The 19,549-nt window shown below is 48.1% G+C and carries 19 protein-coding genes and 1 other RNA gene; 10 read left to right on the top strand and 10 right to left on the bottom strand.

Features of this window, described 5'->3' with window-relative positions:
• Nucleotides 1-25: 25 nt before the first annotated feature.
• The 4 genes from AC3ISQ_RS05965 (at nt 26) to AC3ISQ_RS05980 (ending at nt 6,717) form a co-directional block, all read left to right on the top strand.
• The gene (locus AC3ISQ_RS05965) at nt 26-3,217 is read left to right on the top strand and encodes a TipJ family phage tail tip protein (protein ID WP_489351431.1); all 3,192 of its coding nucleotides are present in this window, start codon (nt 26-28) and stop codon (nt 3,215-3,217) included.
• A 6-nt stretch (nt 3,218-3,223) separates the two neighbouring features.
• On the top strand, nt 3,224-4,201 hold the full coding sequence (locus tag AC3ISQ_RS05970) for a DUF6453 family protein (RefSeq protein ID WP_489351433.1): 978 nt from the start codon (nt 3,224-3,226) through the stop codon (nt 4,199-4,201).
• A gap of 68 nt (nt 4,202-4,269) precedes the next feature.
• A complete protein-coding gene (locus AC3ISQ_RS05975; protein WP_489351435.1) occupies nt 4,270-5,415 on the top strand; it encodes a phage tail fiber protein in 1,146 nt (381 codons plus the stop codon).
• A 78-nt stretch (nt 5,416-5,493) separates the two neighbouring features.
• Nucleotides 5,494-6,717 carry a phage tail fiber protein gene (locus tag AC3ISQ_RS05980; RefSeq protein ID WP_489351437.1) on the top strand — a complete coding sequence of 408 codons (1,224 nt, stop codon included), beginning with the start codon at nt 5,494-5,496 and terminating at the stop codon, nt 6,715-6,717.
• A gap of 477 nt (nt 6,718-7,194) precedes the next feature.
• On the opposite strand, the gene ssrA is transcribed toward AC3ISQ_RS05980, so the two are convergent.
• Nucleotides 7,195-7,558: a transfer-messenger RNA gene (gene ssrA, locus AC3ISQ_RS05985) on the bottom strand.
• A 49-nt stretch (nt 7,559-7,607) separates the two neighbouring features.
• On the bottom strand, nt 7,608-8,090 hold the full coding sequence (smpB, locus tag AC3ISQ_RS05990) for an SsrA-binding protein SmpB (protein ID WP_489351439.1): 483 nt from the start codon (nt 8,088-8,090) through the stop codon (nt 7,608-7,610).
• A 161-nt stretch (nt 8,091-8,251) separates the two neighbouring features.
• Here smpB and AC3ISQ_RS05995 point away from each other — a divergent pair, with 161 nt between their 5' ends.
• Nucleotides 8,252-8,686: a type II toxin-antitoxin system RatA family toxin gene (locus AC3ISQ_RS05995; RefSeq protein WP_489351440.1), complete on the top strand. Its 435-nt coding sequence runs from the start codon at nt 8,252-8,254 to the stop codon at nt 8,684-8,686.
• On the top strand, nt 8,679-8,963 hold the full coding sequence (locus tag AC3ISQ_RS06000; protein WP_489351442.1) for an RnfH family protein: 285 nt from the start codon (nt 8,679-8,681) through the stop codon (nt 8,961-8,963). Before AC3ISQ_RS05995 ends, AC3ISQ_RS06000 begins: the two co-directional genes overlap by 8 nt.
• Nucleotides 8,964-9,074: 111 nt before the next feature.
• Here AC3ISQ_RS06000 and bamE read toward each other — a convergent pair whose 3' ends face one another.
• From bamE to nadK, 4 genes are all read right to left on the bottom strand, one after another.
• Nucleotides 9,075-9,413: an outer membrane protein assembly factor BamE gene (gene bamE, locus AC3ISQ_RS06005; RefSeq protein ID WP_489351444.1), complete on the bottom strand. Its 339-nt coding sequence runs from the start codon at nt 9,411-9,413 to the stop codon at nt 9,075-9,077.
• Nucleotides 9,403-9,525 (bottom strand): hypothetical protein, encoded by a 123-nt coding sequence (locus AC3ISQ_RS06010; RefSeq protein ID WP_489351446.1) that lies wholly within the window; start codon nt 9,523-9,525, stop codon nt 9,403-9,405. Before AC3ISQ_RS06010 ends, bamE begins: the two co-directional genes overlap by 11 nt.
• Nucleotides 9,526-9,591: 66 nt before the next feature.
• Nucleotides 9,592-11,253 carry a DNA repair protein RecN gene (gene recN / locus AC3ISQ_RS06015; RefSeq protein ID WP_489351448.1) on the bottom strand — a complete coding sequence of 554 codons (1,662 nt, stop codon included), beginning with the start codon at nt 11,251-11,253 and terminating at the stop codon, nt 9,592-9,594.
• Nucleotides 11,254-11,339: 86 nt separating this feature from the next.
• Nucleotides 11,340-12,218 carry an NAD(+) kinase gene (nadK, locus tag AC3ISQ_RS06020; RefSeq protein WP_489351450.1) on the bottom strand — a complete coding sequence of 293 codons (879 nt, stop codon included), beginning with the start codon at nt 12,216-12,218 and terminating at the stop codon, nt 11,340-11,342.
• Nucleotides 12,219-12,342: 124 nt separating this feature from the next.
• On the opposite strand from nadK, the gene grpE reads away from it, so the two are divergent.
• A complete protein-coding gene (gene grpE, locus AC3ISQ_RS06025; RefSeq protein WP_489351452.1) occupies nt 12,343-12,924 on the top strand; it encodes a nucleotide exchange factor GrpE in 582 nt (193 codons plus the stop codon).
• A gap of 64 nt (nt 12,925-12,988) precedes the next feature.
• On the opposite strand, the gene ung is transcribed toward grpE, so the two are convergent.
• Nucleotides 12,989-13,672, bottom strand: coding sequence for a uracil-DNA glycosylase (ung, locus tag AC3ISQ_RS06030; RefSeq protein WP_489351454.1), 684 nt, complete (start codon nt 13,670-13,672; stop codon nt 12,989-12,991).
• Between the two features lie 358 nt (nt 13,673-14,030).
• On the opposite strand from ung, the gene grcA reads away from it, so the two are divergent.
• A complete protein-coding gene (gene grcA / locus AC3ISQ_RS06035) occupies nt 14,031-14,414 on the top strand; it encodes an autonomous glycyl radical cofactor GrcA (protein ID WP_489351456.1) in 384 nt (127 codons plus the stop codon).
• Nucleotides 14,415-14,473: 59 nt separating this feature from the next.
• Here grcA and cspE read toward each other — a convergent pair whose 3' ends face one another.
• Entirely contained in the window at nt 14,474-14,677 is a 204-nt protein-coding gene (gene cspE / locus AC3ISQ_RS06040; RefSeq protein ID WP_489351458.1) for a transcription antiterminator/RNA stability regulator CspE, read from the bottom strand.
• 242 nt (nt 14,678-14,919) lie between these two features.
• Nucleotides 14,920-16,245, bottom strand: coding sequence for an ATP-dependent RNA helicase SrmB (srmB, locus tag AC3ISQ_RS06045; protein ID WP_489351460.1), 1,326 nt, complete (start codon nt 16,243-16,245; stop codon nt 14,920-14,922).
• 87 nt (nt 16,246-16,332) lie between these two features.
• On the opposite strand from srmB, the gene trmN reads away from it, so the two are divergent.
• Nucleotides 16,333-17,112, top strand: coding sequence for a tRNA(1)(Val) (adenine(37)-N(6))-methyltransferase TrmN (gene trmN, locus AC3ISQ_RS06050; protein WP_489351462.1), 780 nt, complete (start codon nt 16,333-16,335; stop codon nt 17,110-17,112).
• A gap of 26 nt (nt 17,113-17,138) precedes the next feature.
• Here the strand turns inward: trmN and nadB are convergent, their stop codons facing one another.
• Complete coding sequence (nadB, locus tag AC3ISQ_RS06055; protein WP_489351464.1) at nt 17,139-18,740, bottom strand: L-aspartate oxidase; 1,602 nt, start codon at nt 18,738-18,740, stop codon at nt 17,139-17,141.
• Nucleotides 18,741-18,952: 212 nt separating this feature from the next.
• On the opposite strand from nadB, the gene rpoE reads away from it, so the two are divergent.
• On the top strand, nt 18,953-19,528 hold the full coding sequence (gene rpoE / locus AC3ISQ_RS06060; RefSeq protein WP_489351466.1) for an RNA polymerase sigma factor RpoE: 576 nt from the start codon (nt 18,953-18,955) through the stop codon (nt 19,526-19,528).
• Nucleotides 19,529-19,549 lie beyond the last annotated feature (21 nt).

Consider the following 19,549-nt stretch of genomic DNA (forward strand, 5'->3'; position numbering starts at 1 on the left):
TAGCCTTTTTTATTGGGCGTGACTTATGAGATTGCTACAAGGGCAGGTTGTAATTCAAGGCCGCAAAGGTGGTGGCGGTAGCGCGCATACTCCTGTAGAGCAGCCGGATGATTTATTATCGGTCGCCAAGCTGAAAATGGTTATCGCGTTATCCGAAGGTGAAATTCAGGGCGATCTCGTCGCGCAACAGATTTATCTCAACAACACTCCGCTTGCCGATGATGCCGGAAATTATAATTTTACCGGCGTTAAGTGGGAGTTTCGCAAGGGTACGCAAGACCAAGCTTATATTCAGGGGCTGCCAGAAATTGATAATGAATCATCGGTAGGAGTTGAAGTTAAGGCAGTGGCACCTTGGATACGCAATTTTTCTAACATCAGTCTTGACGCGATCCGGATTAAGCTCAGCCTGCCCATTCAGTATCAGTACAAAGATAACGGTGACATGGTGGGCACTGTTACGGAATACGCCATTGATTTGTCGACGGATGGGGGCGCATATCAGACAGTCGTCAATGGTAAATTTGACGGAAAAACCACATCGGAATATCAGCGTGATCATCGTGTCGATTTGCCGAAGTCCACGACGGGCTGGTCGATGCGTGTTCGCCGCATTACACCAGACTCAACGTCGACAAAATTAATCAACGCCTTCAAAGTATTCTCATTTGCTGAGGTCATTGATAGCAAACTGCGTTATCCCAACACCGCCTTGCTGTATATCGAGCTCGACTCTAGCCAGTTCAACGGCAGCGTGCCAAAAACAACCTGCAAACCCAAAGGGAAACTGATACGGGTGCCGGATACTTATGATCCCGTAACTCGCACATACAGCGGAACTTGGACGGGTAATTTTAAGCTGGCATACAGCAATAACCCGGCCTGGATTTTCTACGATCTGGTGCTGGATGAAATTTACGGTATGGGGAATCGTATTGATGCCAGCATGATCGACAAGTGGCAGCTGTATAGCATCGCGCAGTACTGTGATGAAAGTGTGTCAAATGGAGCGGGTGGGACAGAACCGCGTTTCGTTTGTAATGTCTTTATCCAGAATCAGCAAGATGCTTATACCGTACTGCGTGACCTATCAGCGGTGTTTCGTGGGATCACGTTCTGGGGTAATGACCAGATTTATGTCAATGCCGATGTACCGCAAAACGATGTGGATTATGTCTACCATGTCTCGAACGTTGTGGATGGTGTTTTTACCTATGCTGGCGGTTCGTATAAAAACCGGTTCAGCTCTTGTAACGTGTCTTATTCAGACGCCATCAATCATTACTCCGATACGGTCGAAGCTGTATACGATGAAGATCTTGTGCAGCGTTACGGTGTTAACCAGATGCAGCTTACGGCGATCGGTTGTACGTCTCAAAGTGAAGCGCATCGGCGTGGTCGTTGGGCGATCTTGTCTAACGCTAAAGATGGTTCCATTTCGTTTTCTGTTGGGTTAGATGGGTATCTCCCGTTGCCTGCGGAAATTATCGGTGTTGCCGATCCGTTCCGTGCGGGTAAAGACAACGGTGGACGCATCAGCAAGGTCAGCGGACGAGAAATTACTGTCGATCGACCTGTAGGTTACACAGTTGGCGATCGGTTGGTTGCCAATTTGCCTGATGGGGCAGCGCAAAGTCGTACTATTAGCGCAATCAGTGCCGACAAAAAAACGTTAACGGTAGCTACCGCGTATCGGCTGACGCCCGTTCACGGTGCGGTTTGGTGTATTGATAGTGACAGTTTGGCAATCCAGTATTACCGCGTGACGTCTATCAGCTCAAATGATGACGGGACGTTTACCGTGGCTGGCGTACAGCATGACCCGAATAAATACCGTTATATCGATGATGGTGTGCGTATCGATCCGCTACCAATTTCGGTAACGCCGCCAAACGTGATGTTAGCGCCGAAGAACATTGTGATTACTGAAGTTGATCATGAGGCGCAAGGTTTGACCGTGGCGTCGATGCAGGTGACGTGGGATCGCGTAGAAGGTGCCATCGACTATATGGCTCAGTGGCGCAAAGATAACGGTGATTGGGTCAATATCGGTCGCACCACAACGCAGGGTTTTAGCGTGCAGGGCATTTATGCGGGTGTATATGACGTTCGTGTACGCGCGGTCAATGCCGTTGATGTGTCTTCCCCGTGGGGGAATGCGGCCTCAACAACGCTCAGCGGAAAAGTAGGTAAGCCTAGTACACCGGTGAACCTATTAGCCACCGATAATGTTGTTTGGGCTATCGATATTACTTGGGCATTTCCAGCAGGTTCTGGCGACACAGCCTACACCGAGATTGAGCAAGCCACTACGGCAGATGGTCAAAATCCGCTATTGCTTGCCAACATGCCTTATCCCGGAGTGAGCTATCAGCACGGCCCTATGCCCGCGGGTGTTCGCCGGTGGTACCGTGCTCGTTTGGTTGACCGTATCGGGAATAAAGGGGATTGGACACAGTTTGTTGAAGGGGTGTCCAACGTTGATGCTGATGATCTGATTGGCTCTGTTGTCGATGACTATCTTAATTCGCCGGACGGACAAGCGCTGCTTGAACCACTGAAAACTAGCCCCGAAGCCATCTTGCAGAATGCACTGGCTAATTACGATACCGTAAACCAAGAGTGGGCCAACTATGGTGAAAATAAGGCCGGTATCATTGAGGCAAGGAAGGTCGCCGCAGATGCTGGCTCTGCTGTTGCTGCATTAGAAACGAATGTCGTTGCGAAGTTCTCCGAACAGGAGGCCGCTATTCAACAGAAAATGACAGCATATGCGGATGTATCAAACCCCTCAGCCATCTATACGTTGAAAACGGGGATACGATATAACGGCACGAATTATGATGCGGGTTTATCCGTGGCCGCGACGGTCAACGGTAATCAGGTTGTGACACGTGTGGCCGTTAATGCCAATCAATTTGTTGTTATCAGTGGCAACAGCGGTAGTTACTATTCACCTTTTGTCATCAAGGATGGGCAGGTTTTAATTAATCAAGCATTCATTGGTAACGCTTGGATAACCAATGCGATGATTGGTAATTTTATCCAATCTAATGACTTTATTGAAAACTCTAGAGGTTGGCGTATTGATAAAACAGGCGGCATTTCAATTAATGGCTCTGTGAGTAATCAAGGACGAATGAAAATAGATAATCTCGCTGTTAGGGTTTTTGATGCGTCGGGTAATGAGAAAATAACTCTAGGTTTTTTGGGGTGATAGAAAATGTCTTATGGACTTAGAATACAAGCCGGTGGAAAAAAGCCCATCGAGTTATCTGATGTGTCTTATGGTACCTGCATTTTTTTTGATAAGCCCAAAAAGATGGAGCCATTTAATGCGAGGCTTTTTTGTGAATTCGATTGGACTGGATTTGATTCGAGTACTGTTTCTGTTGCAATACATAACGGGGCCGACAGACTTAGCTGGTCTGGGAATATCCGTATTGTAAGCAATGGATTGTACCTTGAAAATCCAATAGATTATTCAACAGATCCAAATGAAAACTACCCAATTGGTGGGGTTTATTTTAGGGTCTTAGTTACCGCCCTCCCTTCTTCTACTGGCGATGCATACGGTCTAAGGATTGCTAACTCTAGAAATGTAAATCCAATACTGCTACCAAGTAGGTGCGTTCAGGTTCTTCAATACGCAGCATATATACCAAATCAGATAAGTGATTTTGATATACCGGGAATTCAGAATCGAGATATAGTTTTTGTCGGTGCAACAATACCCGGCAATGAGTTTAGTTGTATTCGTGGGATGTCTAGATATGATGGCAATCATCTGCATTTTGTTGGAAACACTGTGGGCGTTAGGATACTTACGTTTAGGAATGTTGGAGCAGCAAACCAGGGTGGTTATGGATTACGGATCAGGAATCAATCAGGTACAATATCAATATCAGATAGACAACCTCCGATCCTAATAAAAAACACATTTAATAGCTACGCTCAAACATTACCGGGGAAACTTGCATTTACACCAGTAATAACAAGCACAGCTGGATGGTACTCTGGTAAGAGATGGCGAAAAAAAACAAACGCAATATTCTCAAAAACAGACGGGTTATATACTGGATTTTGGGAAGCTAACCATTGGCAAGAGGACTCGGTATACGCAGATGGTTATTTTCAATGTAAATCATCTGTTCTTTGTGTTGACATGGATATGTACCCACAGAGTTTTGGCGGTGGCTGATCGAACAATAACGTATTTATCCAACCTGCTGCGGCGGGTTTTTTATTACCTAAATTCAGGAATTCATCATGCCAGCAGGAACAATTACCCTTACAAATAATTCCGCAATAATTAACGGCGCGGGGACATCATTCAATACAGAGCTAGCCGGTGGTGACATGATCGTTGCCGTTGTCGGTGGTGTAACGTATACGCTGCCAGTAAAAATCGTAGATAGCGCAACGCGAGTTACGCTAATAAAGACTTACGATGGCCCGACACAGGCCGGTGCTGCATGGTCTGCTGTACCACGCGACACACTGAATGCTATTACAGCACAGTTAGCAGCGGAAACAGCAAAAGCGCTTCGAGGATTAAACTACGACAAAGATAATTGGCAACGGCTTTTCAGTGGCACCGGAAATATTTCAGTAAAACTTCCAGATGGTAGCGAATTTACTGGCCCAGCGTGGAATGGAATTATTACAGAGCTGAATGAAAAAGCTGATAAAACGGCACTCGGAACAGCAGCGGCGCTTGATGTACAAACATCAACTTTTGACGCAACAGCTAATCGATTGATGACGAACGGGGCGTGGGGTCTGGGCTCTGCTGGTGCGTTTGCAATGGGTACATCATGCCAATTTCTGGCGTCGCTGGGAGGATCTCCAGAGATCCCGGGGAACGGCGCAGGATGGCAATCGGCATATGCAGCGACCCGCCGTGCTCAATTGTTTATGACAACTAATGAGGTTGTTTATTCTAGATTCTCGCTATCATCGACAGCACTCGACACGACAACACAATGGAATGCTCATTATACGACTAAAAATACCACGGTTGATTCTAACGGTTTTATTAAACGCGCATCACCGATAATTAATATTTTTTGTGGCGGAAATTTTAAAACCAATGACGAATCTAACGGCTGCTCTGTAAATAAAATAAGCGTCGGTGAATATCTCATTAGTGGCTGTATTGGTTTGAATTCAGATATTGGCTGGGGCGGGGTTGACGGAGGGTTTGAAATTCCTCTTGATAAAAATAAGCAACCCCGCATTTGGTTAGATTATGAAGTCAACATGGATGGTTCGATATTAGTTAAAACATATCACCGCACTCATCCCAACGCACCTAATTTTGCACGCAATGAAATTGAAGGTTATTCGGATTGTGACCCTATAGATATTCCGCAAGATTCATTCATCTCTGTACGTGTCGAGATGCCTGAATAATACAGTAAAGCATATGATTATTTTTGATTGGCACTCCAGGATTTATATGAAGTTTCCGTAACTATTAAGGATATTTAAATGGTATTAATCAGCGATGTACTCAGAGACCCGATTGGCAATCCTCGTGTTGGTGTGGCAATAATTCTGAAGTCAATTAAAACATCCGCAACAGTATTAAACATGGCGACATCAAAATCAGTGACCGATGAAAATGGGCATTACTCATTTTCTGTCGAACCAGGTGCCTATGATGTTGTTATCTCCGCATATGGCGAGCAACCACAGCGCGTGGGAAATATTGTTGTTTCTATCAATTCGCAACCCGGAACGTTAAACGATTTTCTAACGATCCCTAATGATGCTGATCTCAATCCTGCGATTGTAGCTACAGTAGATAGAATGCGTGCGGATGCAGCGGCTTCTGCATTAGCAGCAAAAAACAGTGAAACCCTGGCCGCGAAATCTGTCGAGGTAGTGACAGGAAAAGCTGATAAATCATCGCTCGGAACCGCCGCGACGCGTGACGTACAAACATCAAATTTTGACGCAACAGCTAATCGATTGATGACGAACGGGGCGTGGGGTCTGGGCTCGGCTGGTACGTTTGCAATGGGCGCATCGTGTCAATTTCTAGCATCAATAGGAGGATCTCCAGAAGTTCCGGGAAACGGTGCCGGATGGCAATCGGCATATGCATCGACGCGGCGTGCGCAATCATTCATGACGACAAATGGGGTATTCCATTCTAGATTTTCGATGTCACCAACAGCGCTGGACTCGACAACACAATGGTCAATTCACTACACAACTAGCAATACCACTGTTGATTCTAACGGTTTTATTAAACGCGCATCACCGATTGGGAGATTATCAAATAATCCTGACGGTATGGATGCCGACTATATCGATGGCTTCACGCTTGCTGGTTGTGTTGCCGTTAATGCAGAAGCTGAGGGGGTAACGGCAGAAAGGGTTTCGACAGGAATCTATCATGTCACGGGCTCGCTTGGCTTCGCAAAAGAGAGTTGGAAAATCGAAGTTCCACAGGACATGAACGGTAATTTTATGTGCTTTGTCGCAACAGAAACAGCGGAGGATGGCACTATCACAGTTACAGTGAGTAAGCGCCGATTTGATATTGATACTGCAACGATAGTGGCCGGTGAACGGATGGATATACCCGAAGGGCGCTGGATTGATTTGCGCCTAGAAATGCCCGCAGACTCAATCTGGAACCTTGAGCAAAAAGAAATGCAAGCTGCACTCGATAGTGATGCCACGCCAGATCCATCTGACGTGTAAAGCCGGGATCGACGGGCGTCACTTCAAATATCAGTGTTAAGCCCGTAAGTCCCAGTTTGGCAAATTACTTTCACAGATTGGTATCTGACCTACGTAAACAAACAGTAGGCGCTTACATCTACCTAACCCGCCAAGTGCGGGTTTTTGCTTTATGGGGCAAAAATGGGGCAAAAGTATTGCGAATATGGGCATGACTGGGTAGGCGGTAGCGAAAGTGAGTAGGCTAAAAACACTTGAAAAACATAGCCTAAGCAGGCTTGAGCAAGTTCGATAAAATCAGTCTCATTACTGTATAGACGTATTGAGCTACAAAACAAAAAGCCTCAGAGCGAGTCCGAGGCTTTCTGTCAATTCACTTTCAAATGCACGTGCATTTTAAGTGCATTTTTTTGTCCTTTCTGTGTCAGTTCAAAGTCTGGTCTTTGTTACTAACTCATTGTTTCTATTCGTGCCGTCCGTGCACTGTCTTGCTATAAGTGGTGGAGCTGGGGGGATTTGAACCCCCGTCCGAAATTACTACGCCGTCGGCACTACATGCTTAGTCCAATCTTTACATTCGCCTGCCAACTGCGGATGGACACGCCATTAACAAACTAGCCTGATTAAGTTTAACGCTTCAGCCCCAGGCAGGACATCCGCGCGATCTCTTTTGTGTTTGACCTCTCTTGATCCCCGTCCTAAGAGCGGAGGCTAGGGAGAGAGGGCTCTGAGCAGGTTATTAAGCTGCTAGTGCGTAGTTTTCGTCGTTTGCGACTATTTTTTTGCGGCTTTTTACGAGGCCAACCGCCCCTCGGCATGCTCCTTGGGTTTCGCAAATCCCGTCGAATCCAGAATCAGCCCCAAGTACTGTTCGGCAGTATACCAGAAGTTTACCTTGTTACGCCAGTGGCTTAACGATTGGCGTGTTTCATGATACGGGCTTTCGCCGTCTGCCATTCACGATCTTTGATATCATCGCGCTTATCGTGTTCTTTCTTACCTTTGGCTACGCCGATTTTGACCTTGACCCAAGCATTTTTCCAATACATGGATAGGGCAACCACGGTATAACCTTCGCGATTAACGCGACCGAACAGCGAGTCCAGTTCGCGTTTGTTCAACAGCAGTTTGCGGGTGCGTGTTGGATCGCAAACCACATGCGACGAAGCCACGCTGAGCGGCGTGATGGTGCCGCCAAACAGGTAGGCCTCACCGTCACGGAAGGTCACGTAGCTGTCGCTGAGGTTGGCTTTGCCAGCACGCAGCGATTTGACTTCCCACCCTTGCAGGGATAAGCCCGCCTCGATTTCTTCTTCAATGAAGTATTCGAAACGCGCTCGCTTGTTTTGCGCAATGGTGGCTGAACCGGGTTTGTATGCTTTTTTCTTCGTCATAGTGCGGCCATTATACTGGATGCGTCAGCGAAAGAAATCCTTTACTGTTCAACGCCTGCGCAATTTATCGCATTTCTGAACTATCGAATGTGTAGCGGATTTTTTGTCTGACGATAGATAAATGATATTATCTGCGTGTTTTATGTCTCACAGGAAATGATATGCCTCAGATTAGTCGTTCGGCATTAGTGCCGTTCAGCGCCGAGCAAATGTACCAGCTAGTGAATGACGTACATTCTTACCCCGATTTTTTGCCAGGCTGTACCGGTAGTCGGGTGCTCAATGCATCTAACAATGAAATGACCGCTGCGGTAGACGTCGCTAAAGCAGGGATTAGCAAAACCTTCACCACCCGTAACACCTTGTTGGATAACCAAAGCATTAATATGCAACTGGTTGATGGTCCGTTCCGTAAGTTGATGGGCGGTTGGCATTTTACGCCGTTGAGTCCAGAAGCTTGCAAGGTTGAGCTGCATTTAGATTTTGAGTTTACTAACAAACTGATCGAGCTCGCTTTCGGTAAAGTATTCAAAGAGCTAGCGGGTAATATGGTGCAAGCGTTCACTCAACGGGCGAAAGAGGTTTACAGTGTCTGAGATACGCGTAGAAGTAGTTTACGCGTTACCGGAACGTCAATATTTACGCAAAGTGAAGCTTGAAGAGGGCAGTAGCGTTGAGCAAGCTATTCAAGCTTCTGGGTTGTTGGATATTCGCGGTGATATCGATTTAGACAGCAACAAGGTTGGTATCTACAGTCGTCCAGCCAAATTGACTGACATACTCAATGATGGTGATCGCGTCGAAATTTACCGACCGTTGATTGCCGATCCTAAAGAGCTGCGCCGTCAACGGGCAGAGAATGCGAAAAAATAAGGCGCCGAAGCGCCTTGTTTTTTATCAGAATTTTTCCTTCCGAGTTGCAGCCTATTACTGTCGTAAAGATGATTGATTCGTCTTTACGGGCCGAAAGGTAACCAGCAAAAATTAGTTAGTTAATGCCGGTTTATTCTGAATGTCAGTCAACACACCCGCGCTGTCGAAAGTCAGCGTCAGAGTTTGTTGAGTGATTTTCTCATGGCCTGGTTGCTGGCGGAATACGTAGAACCAAGTTTGAGTACCAAATGGATCTTGCAGCATCGGAGTGCCCAGAGTGTAAGCTACCTGCTGTTGGGTCATGCCCTTGTGGACTTTTGCCACATCAGTGGGTGTCAGGTAGTTACCCTGGTTAATATCCGGCCGATAAACCACTTTCTCCAAAGTAGAACAGCCAGCAGTCAGCATCACAAGAACTACAGCGGCAGCAGTTAGCGTTTTACAGCGCATAGTAATCACATTCCTTTAGGGCATAGGATGCCGATGATAATAGACCTTGCAGCCGTTGGAAACCTTTATACCCTTCATCTTTCAAGTTAATGGCTGCATTTTTAGCAGCCATTTTCTATCCTGTGGGCAAACAGCGCCAAAGTCAGACCGCAGGAATGCCAAAAAGTTGAGTGATTTTTTACGCAGCTAGTAATTCTTTGGCGTTTGCCAAGGTGTTACGCGTGACTTCGCTGCCGCCGAGTAAACGAGCCAGTTCTTGTAGGCGGGCTCGTTTATCCAATGGTGACATTTGAGTCTCGGTTTCTGTGCCATCGGTTTGCTTGCTGACGAAGAAATGCTGATGCCCGCAGCCAGCGACCTGCGGTAAGTGGGTGACACACATCACTTGGGTCGATTCCCCCAGTTGGCGTAGCAAGCGTCCAACGATGGCTGCCGTTGGGCCGCTGATGCCGACATCGACTTCGTCGAAGATAAGTGCTGGGGTTTCCATTTTACGTGCAGTGATGACTTGAATTGCTAAAGCAATACGGGAGAGCTCACCACCAGAGGCGACTTTTGCTAATGCTTGTAATGGCTGGCCTGGGTTAGTGGATACGCAAAACTCAATGCGGCTAGCACCTTCAACGTTGAGGTATTCCGGCTCAAAGCGAACATCAATATTGAATTTACCGTGCGGCATGGAAAGGCTGTGCATGCTGTCAGTAATCAAGGTAGTCAGTTCGTTAGCGTAGTGCTGGCGTTTTTGGTGTAGTTGTTCCGCCAACGCCAAAGCTTGTTGATGATGTAGGTTAACGGCTTCACTCAAGTGCTGATGATCGCTCTCCTGTTGCGAAAGCTGTTGTTGTTCTTCCAAGAGTTGCTGGTGCAATTGTGGTAACTCTTCAGGAGTTACGTGATGTTTACGAGCTAAAGCAATCTGACGCGACAGGCGTTGTTCCAATTCGTGTAAGCGGTTTGGATCAAGATCCATACGATCGGTGTAGTGGCGTAATTCGTCGCTGGCTTCACTGATCTGGATTGAGGCTTCCTCTAGCATTTCCAGCAAGGCAGAGAGCTTGTCGTCCATCCCTACTAATTCCACTAACAGATGCTTGGCACTGTAGAGTTGGCTGAGCATGTTGTGTTCTTCGTCATCGGCCAGTAATTGCAACGTTTGTTGGCTGAGTGTCAGCAATTGGCCGCTGTTAGCCAGACGTTTATATTCGCTATCGACTTGCTCAAATTCCCCGGCTTGTGGGGCGAATTCGTTCAGTTCTTTTAGCTGGTACTGCAATAGCTGTTTGCGTGCGTCTTGTTCGATAGATTGTTGTTGGTGGTGCGCGAGTTCGCGGCAGCTTTGATGCCATTGTTGATAGGCTTGCGACATGGCTGTTTGTAACGTGGTTTCACCCGCATAGGCATCGAGCAGGAATTTTTGGTGTTCAGGTTTAAGCAACAGTTGATGAGCGTGTTGGCCGTGGATCTGGATCAAGCGTTGACCCAATTCACGCAGTTGTGAAAGTGGTACAGCAGTGCCGTTGATAAAACCACGGGAGCGACCATCAGTACCGATCACCCGGCGCAGTAAGCATTCATTGCTGTCATCTAGCTGATTCTGTTCGAGCCATTCACGGGCGGAAGGGGTATCAGCCAGTGAGAAACGAGCGCAGATATCTGCGCGTTCGGCTCCCATACGTACCACGTTACCATCGGCGCGGTTGCCGAGGCACAATCCCAGAGCGTCAATGGCAATGGATTTACCGGCACCGGTTTCGCCAGTAATTGCCGTCATACCCGATTGAAAATCGATTTCCAATTCACGAACGATAGCAAAGTTGCTAATGGTTAATTGTGCCAGCATGGGAACCTTCCTGTGTAAAAACACATAACTGTTATTTCATACAGTATAAACTGGTTTTTTATACAGTAAAGTAGCTGGCGCAACTTTTAGAATAATTTTTTTGACCACCCGAGTTTGGTACTTAATGTATTGAAATAGCTGTAATCCTTCGGGTGAATGAGATTCAGGTGGAAATCACTGCGGCGAATTAATACTTCTTCACCTTCCTGAATGGGTAAGGCTATCTGACTATCACAGCTGATCTCTAAGTCACTACCGGTCTGGGAGAATTTCAACCGAATAGTGCTATCACCGTTGATCACCAGTGGGCGAGCAGAAAGGGTATGTGGGAACATTGGCACCAATGCGATCGCTTCTAACGATGGCGTCAAAATGGGGCCGCCAGCAGAAAGCGAATAGGCGGTGGAGCCTGTCGGTGTCGCAATGATCAATCCGTCGGAACGTTGGGAGAACGCGAATCGGTCGTCAATATAGACTTCGAATTCAATCATGTGTGCGACTTTACCGGGATGCAGTACCACTTCGTTGATCGCGGTACTGATACGGCACTGCTGGTGTTGTTTATGGACGATGGTTTCCAGCAAGAAACGCTGTTCGTCTATGTATTCTCCCTCCAACACGTCCGCGAGTTGCTGGAGTGCATTATCGGGGTCTAGGTCGGTGAGAAATCCGAGGTTGCCACGGTTTACACCAATCACTTTAATATCGTAACGCGCTAAGACGCGCGCTGCGCCGAGCATATTGCCATCTCCACCGACGACGACGGCTAAGTCGGCTTGTTGTCCGATATCCGCTAAGCTGCCAGTAGCAACATCTTTTAACCCTAAATCGTGGGCTATTTGTCGTTCGATAATTACCGAATAACCACGGGCAACCAGCCAGTGGAATAGCATCTCATGTGTGGCCAACGCCGAAGGGTGGCGCGGGTGACCAACAATGCCAATACACGTAAATTTTTTATTCATTGTTGTGATTTTCCTCAACGGGGCTGAATTATGCCCTACATTGTGACCGGTTGACTTGAAACACCGGTTTTGATCCCCATAATAAGCCAAGTTGCGAGATTAATGCTAAAACGCGGAGATATTCATGAGTAGTAAAGAACAGAAGACGCCAAACGAGCAAGTTTCGGAAGAAATGGAACAGGCACAATTTGAAGACGCGCTGGCGGAAGCTGCGGAAGGCGTTGATCAGCAAGCAATTCGTATTGCTGATCTGGAAGTTCAATTGGCAGAAGCCCAACAACGTGAGCGTGACAGCCTGCTGCGTGCTAAAGCTGAAGTCGAAAATATTCGTCGCCGTACCGAGTTAGATATTGAGAAAGCGCATAAATTTGCACTAGAAAAATTCTCTGGTGATTTATTGCCAGTGATTGATAGCTTGGAACGTGCATTGGAACTGACGGATAAAAATAATCTGGATCTGGCTCCGATGATTGAAGGTATTGAACTGACGCTGAAATCGCTGGTGGACGTGGTTCGCAAATATGGTATTGAAATCGTTGGCGAGACTCACGTGCCTTTCAATCCAGAAGTGCATCAGGCGATGAGCATGATGGAGTCAGCTGAACACGAGCCTAACCATGTAATGATGGTGATGCAGAAGGGTTACACGCTGAATGGCCGCCTATTGCGCCCAGCGATGGTGGCGGTTGCTAAAGCCAAAGCGTAATTGAGTTTTTAGTTCAAAAGGCACCGTTGTTTGGTGCCTTTTTAGTCTCTGCACTATTCCAGAACTATGCCTGCGGTAGCTGTGGCATCCAATCGATTGGTTTTAGACCTTGCTGCTCTAACAATTGATTCGTTTGCGAGAAGTGATGACATCCCAAAAAGCCGCGGTGAGCAGAAAGCGGTGATGGATGTGGCGCTTTCAACACGTGGTGACGGTTACGATCGATAAAGTTACCTTTTTTCTGTGCATGAGAACCCCACAGCAAGAAAACGATCCCTTCACGATGTTCATTTAACGCGGCAATCACTTTGTCGGTAAAGGTTTCCCAACCCAGATTTGCATGCGAATGCGCTTGTCCACCTTCAACGGTTAACACCGTATTGAGTAGCAAAACACCTTGTTCCGCCCAACTCTGCAAACAGCCGTGGTTAGGGGGTTGGAAGCCGGGGATATCCGTCACCAGCTCTTTATACATATTTTTCAGTGATGGTGGCGCAGGTACGCCGGGTAACACGGAAAAGGATAAGCCATGGGCCTGATTAGGACCGTGGTAGGGGTCTTGGCCGAGGATCACCACTTTGACGTCAACTAGCTCAGTAAAGCGGAAGGCATTGAACACATCTTTCTGTGGTGGATAAATGGTCTTACCAGCTTGGCGTTCGTTGGCAACAAAGGCGAGCGTATCGAGAAAATAGGGCTGTTCTTTTTCCTTGCCGATAACGTCATGCCAAGTGAGGGAGGTAGACATAAGCGCTCTCCTTTGTTTTCGTTAGCAATTAATTTGCCATAGCTTACCTGTTACCAATGCATAGCGAAACCCACTTTTACGATGGGTGTAGTTAAGCTTTTTGTTGTTTTATGCAAATTTTTTTGAAAATTTACAAAATTTATTGTTAATCACGCAAGTGTGAAAATTGATATAAAACATAAATTTGCCTATACCACCCGTATGGGTGGGTGGCAAAAATTGATTTTAATCAAGGAATCGCCCGGTTCGGACTGGTATACAGAACAACAAGACAACAATGGTTTTACCAAATGCCCTGAATCAACATTGGGTTTATTCACGAAATCGAATTTTTCCGCCCTTGTATGGAGGCAACAAAATGATTACTGCTATTCAAATCACTAAAGCGAACAAATCTGCACTGGTGAACTCTTTCTGGCTGCTGGATGACGAGAAATCTGAAGCTCGCTGCCTGTGCGCTAAAGCAGATTACTCTGAAGATCAGATCGTTCCAGTGAGCGATTTGGGTCAGATCGAATACCGCGAAGTGCCAATGGAAATGCAACCGACTGTACGCGTAGAAGGTGGTCAGCACCTGAACGTTAACGTGCTGCGTCGCGAAACTCTGGAAGATGCGGTTAAGCACCCAGAGAAGTATCCACAGCTGACTATTCGTGTTTCTGGCTATGCCGTGCGTTTCAACTCACTGACTCCAGAACAGCAACGTGACGTTATCGCACGTACCTTTACTGAAAGCCTGTAATTTCAGGCGCAGTGTTTAAATGCAAGGGAGCCTCGGCTCCCTTATTAATATCGGCAATATTACAGAGGCCTAATATTTTCTGCCTGTGGGCCTTTCTGGCCTTGAGTAATATCGAATTCTACTTTTTGTCCTTCCTCCAAACTCTTGTAACCACTACTGGTAATTGCCGAGAAGTGGGCAAATACATCAGCTCCCCCACCATCTGGGGTAATAAAGCCAAAACCCTTGTCGCTATTAAACCACTTGACTGTACCTGTAGCCATTATCAACCCTCATTTCAAAGCGCTATAACATTCTCAGGATGATGGTTCCTTCCTGAGTTTCTAGGATATGGGTGCTGTTGATGTGCATTACATGAGGTTTGCTTATCAGAGCAGCCTAATAAGTATAGGCAAGGTTCTCATCAGCGACAGATTAACTGGGTAAAGCGGAAGGGCGTGTTAGAAAGGAAACGCCCCTCATTGCGAAGGTCACAACGAAGGGCGTTTTACGTTAGTGGCTTAATTTACTCAGCGTTACCGCTTTCTGGTTTAGCTTTTGCCACTCGGCGTTTACCAATGTTTTTCGCGTCGCGATGGCGCACTTTCACTTTGGTTTTTTCTTTGTTCTTCGCTTTGGTTTCAGCGCGTTTTGCCAGCACTTTTTTCGACGGTTTGCCGTTACTTTTCTCATCGGGTACTTTGGTTTTTGGCCGCAATTCGTCGATGACTCGAGCCTTCAGTGGCTCATTCAAATAGCGTCCTACCTTGCCCAGCAACAGGTGATCGTGTGCCTCAACCAGTGAAATCGCGGTTCCTTTGCGCCCAGCACGGCCAGTACGACCAATGCGGTGCAGATAGGTGTCGGCGGTGCGTGGCATATCGAAGTTGAATACGTGGGTGATGTCCATAATATCCAAACCACGGGCAGCAACGTCAGTGGCGACTAGCACGTTGACGCGGCCATCCATCATACGTTTCACCGCTTCGTTACGTTTGGCCTGTACCATTTCACCTTCGAGATAGCAGGTGTTGATACCCGCTTCACGCAACCAAGCTGCCAGCTCATGCACTCGCTCGCGCTTACGCACGAAGATGACGGATTTCTGTACTTCTGGTTGGTTCAGCAGATGGACCAGCAGGGCAGTTTTATGCTGTACGTCGTCGGCACGGTAGTACCATTGCAGGATCTTTTTGCGTTCGCGACGTGAAGGATCGGCTTCGACTTCTACCGGTTCGTTCAGGATGCGCTCAGCAAACTCGCGGATGGCTTCGCCTTCCAGCGTCGCGGAGAACAGCAGCGTTTGTTTACGCCAGCGGGTCTCGGCGGAAATGGTTTCGATATCCTGCGCGAAGCCCATGTCCAGCATACGGTCGGCTTCGTCGAGGATCAGCGTTTCTACTGCGCGGCAATCAAAGTTCTCTTCTTTGATGTATTGCAGCAAGCGGCCGGTCGTCGCGACCACCAGATCTTGGTTCTCGCTGAATACTTCCGCGTGGTTCATATAGGCCACGCCGCCAGTGATTGTAGCGATATCCAACGAGGTATGAGCAGCCAGTTCACGCGCCTGTTCCGCCACCTGCATGGCCAGTTCACGGGTTGGCGTGAGAATTAATACGCGCGGCGGGCCGGATTTTTTACGTGGGAAATCCAGTAGGTGCTGCAATACTGGCAGCAAAAAAGCGGCGGTCTTGCCGGTGCCGGTCGGAGCCGAACCCAATACATCGCGCCCATCCATCGCGGGCGGGATCGCCTCGGCCTGAATAGCGGTCGGGCGGTCGTAGCCTTTGTCGCGCAAGGCGTCAATCAGGCGGTCATCGAGATCGAGTTCGGAAAAAGTGGTTGCTGTCATTATCTACCTCTACTTGGGGCGCCGATTATAGACGGGTTAGCCGCCGGGTTCACCTGTTTTAACTTTTACCGCCAATCAGATTGCCTTATGCTACGCCAGTTTTGTTTCTTGGTGGTCATCGTGAGTAATCAATCTAAAGCCAAATTTACCCCACGACGTGGCGGTTTTACCTTCAAAAAGTTTTTTGTTGCTCACGATCGCTGTGCGATGAAAGTCGGCACCGATGGCGTTTTGCTGGGCGCATGGGTTCCGTTGCCCACGAGCGGACGGGTACTGGATATTGGCAGTGGCAGCGGATTGATTGCGTTGATGCTGGCACAACGAACACCGACTGAGGTGACTATCGATGCAGTAGAACTCGATGCTGATGCTGCTGCTCAGGCGCGGGATAACGTGTTGGAGTCGCCTTGGTCACAACGTATTCAGGTTCATGCGCAGGATATCCATCATTTTGCTCAGCAACATGCGCAAAGTTATACGCTGATTGTCAGCAACCCGCCTTATTTTGAACCGGCGGTGGCCTGCCGCGATCAAGCTCGCAATAATGCGCGCTATACCGAAACCTTGACCCACGATGCACTGCTGGATTGTGCTCAACAGCTGATTACCGAACAAGGCACGTTCTGCGTGGTATTGCCGTATAGCATTGGCGAAGCGTTTGAAGCGAAGGCTCGGCAGCGTGGCTGGCATACCGCGCAACGGCTGAACGTGAGCGATCGCGATGGTACGCCGTTGCACCGCATGTTGCTGGCACTCCAGCGTCAGCCAGTGGAAAAACAGGAAACTGAGTTGGCGATCAAGTTGGATGACGGTAGTTACAGCGACGATTTCCGCCGCTTGATCACCGAATTCTATCTATTTCATTAAGAACGATTTTATTAAGAACGATTTTATTAAGGATGCAAAATGGTCGGTGTAGAGTTCGGCAGCATGTCTGGATAATCCAGCGTGTAATGCAGGCCACGACTTTCTTTACGCTCCATTGCGCTGCGCACGATCAATTCCGCCACCTGCACCAGATTACGTAATTCCAGTAAGTTGTTGGAGATACGGAAGTTAGCGTAATATTCGTCAATTTCTGCCTGCAAGGTGTTGATACGGCGCAGGGCGCGTTCCAAACGCTTTGTGGTGCGAACGATGCCCACGTAGTCCCACATAAACAGCCGTAGTTCGTGCCAGTTATGCTGGATCACCACGCGTTCATCTGAATCATCTACTCGGCTCTCATCCCACAGTGGCAACTGTTTCGGCAGTTTGACTGTAGGCAGGCGTTGCAAAATATCCTCTGCCGCCGACCAGCCGTAGACCAAACATTCAAGCAATGAATTAGATGCCATACGGTTTGCGCCATGCAAGCCGGTGTAGCTGACTTCACCGATGGCATACAGACCGTCGAGATCGGTACGGCCAAATTGATCAACCATCACGCCGCCGCAGGTGTAGTGAGCAGCCGGAACGATCGGGATCGGTTGTTTAGTCAGATCAAAGCCCAGCGTGAGTAGCTTTTCGTGGATCATTGGGAAGTGCTGGGTGATGAATTCAGTTGGCTTATGGCTGATGTCCAAATACATACAGTCCGCACCTAACCGCTTCATTTCATGGTCGATGGCGCGAGCGACGATATCACGCGGAGCCAGCTCGCCACGCTCGTCAAAATCGGGCATAAAGCGGCTGCCATCCGGGCGTTTCAAATAGGCACCTTCACCGCGTAGGGCTTCGGTCAGCAAGAAATTACGTGCCTGCGGGTGGAACAGGCAGGTTGGATGAAACTGGTTGAATTCCAGATTGGCGACACGGCAGCCCGCCCGCCATGCCATCGCGATACCATCGCCAGAAGAGATATCTGGGTTGGTGGTGTATTGATAAACTTTTGCAGCGCCACCGGTAGCCAGCACCACGGTTTTGGCGCGATGAGTTTCTACGCACTCCAGCTCACGGTTCCAAACATAAGCACCGACTACGCGCTGGGTTCCGGGTAGGCCGATCTTGTTTGAGGTAATCAAATCAACGGCATTGTGGCGTTCTAAAACGCAAATATTCGGATGGACACTTGCTTTCCCAACCAGTGTAGTCTCTACTTCTTTACCGGTAGCATCGGCGCTGTGTAGGATCCGGCGATGGCTGTGCCCCCCTTCACGCGTCAGATGATAGCGCTCTTCTCCCTGCGCATTGGTTTCGGTATCGAATAATACTCCTTGATCGATCAGCCATTGCACACAGTGGCGCGCGTTGCTGGCGATGAACTCGACGGCGTCTTTATCGCACAGGCCTGCGCCGGCAATCAGCGTGTCATCTACGTGTGAGGCAATGCTATCCGTTTCATCGAAAACCGCGGCAATCCCGCCTTGGGCATAAAATGTGGCACCTTCGTTGAGCGGCCCTTTGCTCAGGACGGTAACCTTGCAGTGCTGTGCCAATCGTAGCGCTAATGACAGGCCCGCAGCTCCGCTACCCACGATGAGGACATCGCTGACATGTTCAGATGATGGTTGCATAACGTATGATCTTGCAGAAGAAGAGTGAAATTCATGTTAGCCTACTTGTCCGTGTAAAAGCCACGGACAGGATGATCGAACATAAAAAACAATGGCAATATGGAACTTAGCGTTCTATATGAACTCCAAGCGAGTGCTTGCTCAGGAAAATAGTGTATGGCTGGCAGTACAATGTTACGCGTGGAGACAGATTTGGGGAGACTTTACCTCGGATGAGCGAGCAGTTAACGGATCAGGTGCTGGTTGAACGGGTCCAAAAGGGCGATCAAAAGTCGTTTAACTTACTGGTGGTGCGCTACCAGCATAAAGTGGCGAGCTTAGTTTCCCGCTATGTACCGCAGGGTGATGTGCCCGATGTGGTGCAGGAGTCGTTCATTAAAGCGTATCGCGCACTGGAATCATTCCGTGGCGATAGCGCCTTTTATACTTGGTTATATCGAATCGCTGTGAACACAGCAAAAAATTATCTGGTTGCTCAGGGGCGTCGTCCACCATCAAGCGATGTTGATGCTATCGATGCCGAAAATTATGAAAGTGCAGGTGCACTGAAAGAAATTTCGAACCCTGAGAACTTAATGTTGTCAGAAGAGTTGAGAAAGATAGTTTTCCGTACCATTGAGTCTCTCCCAGAGGATCTCCGTATGGCGATCACTTTGCGTGAGTTGGATGGGCTAAGCTACGAAGAGATAGCGGCCATCATGGATTGCCCGGTTGGAACGGTACGTTCGCGTATTTTCCGCGCCCGGGAGGCTATCGATAATAAAGTTCAACCGCTGATTCAGCGTTAGCGATGGCGTACACAGGAAAAG

The organism is Serratia sp. KH_031 (assembly GCF_057839655.1).

Bases quoted from the DNA above. Each gene is read 5' to 3' on its own strand.
- AC3ISQ_RS05965 (WP_489351431.1), top strand. From the start codon at position 26: ATGAGATTGCTACAAGGGCAGGTTGTAATTCAAGGCCGCAAAGGTGGT.
- AC3ISQ_RS05970 (WP_489351433.1), top strand. From the start codon at position 3,224: ATGTCTTATGGACTTAGAATACAAGCCGGTGGAAAAAAGCCCATCGAG.
- AC3ISQ_RS05975 (WP_489351435.1), top strand. From the start codon at position 4,270: ATGCCAGCAGGAACAATTACCCTTACAAATAATTCCGCAATAATTAAC.
- AC3ISQ_RS05980 (WP_489351437.1), top strand. From the start codon at position 5,494: ATGGTATTAATCAGCGATGTACTCAGAGACCCGATTGGCAATCCTCGT.
- smpB (WP_489351439.1), bottom strand. From the start codon at position 8,090: ATGACGAAGAAAAAAGCATACAAACCCGGTTCAGCCACCATTGCGCAA.
- AC3ISQ_RS05995 (WP_489351440.1), top strand. From the start codon at position 8,252: ATGCCTCAGATTAGTCGTTCGGCATTAGTGCCGTTCAGCGCCGAGCAA.
- bamE (WP_489351444.1), bottom strand. From the start codon at position 9,413: ATGCGCTGTAAAACGCTAACTGCTGCCGCTGTAGTTCTTGTGATGCTG.
- AC3ISQ_RS06010 (WP_489351446.1), bottom strand. From the start codon at position 9,525: ATGGCTGCTAAAAATGCAGCCATTAACTTGAAAGATGAAGGGTATAAA.
- recN (WP_489351448.1), bottom strand. From the start codon at position 11,253: ATGCTGGCACAATTAACCATTAGCAACTTTGCTATCGTTCGTGAATTG.
- nadK (WP_489351450.1), bottom strand. From the start codon at position 12,218: ATGAATAAAAAATTTACGTGTATTGGCATTGTTGGTCACCCGCGCCAC.
- grpE (WP_489351452.1), top strand. From the start codon at position 12,343: ATGAGTAGTAAAGAACAGAAGACGCCAAACGAGCAAGTTTCGGAAGAA.
- ung (WP_489351454.1), bottom strand. From the start codon at position 13,672: ATGTCTACCTCCCTCACTTGGCATGACGTTATCGGCAAGGAAAAAGAA.
- grcA (WP_489351456.1), top strand. From the start codon at position 14,031: ATGATTACTGCTATTCAAATCACTAAAGCGAACAAATCTGCACTGGTG.
- cspE (WP_489351458.1), bottom strand. From the start codon at position 14,677: ATGGCTACAGGTACAGTCAAGTGGTTTAATAGCGACAAGGGTTTTGGC.
- srmB (WP_489351460.1), bottom strand. From the start codon at position 16,245: ATGACAGCAACCACTTTTTCCGAACTCGATCTCGATGACCGCCTGATT.
- trmN (WP_489351462.1), top strand. From the start codon at position 16,333: ATGCTACGCCAGTTTTGTTTCTTGGTGGTCATCGTGAGTAATCAATCT.
- nadB (WP_489351464.1), bottom strand. From the start codon at position 18,740: ATGCAACCATCATCTGAACATGTCAGCGATGTCCTCATCGTGGGTAGC.
- rpoE (WP_489351466.1), top strand. From the start codon at position 18,953: ATGAGCGAGCAGTTAACGGATCAGGTGCTGGTTGAACGGGTCCAAAAG.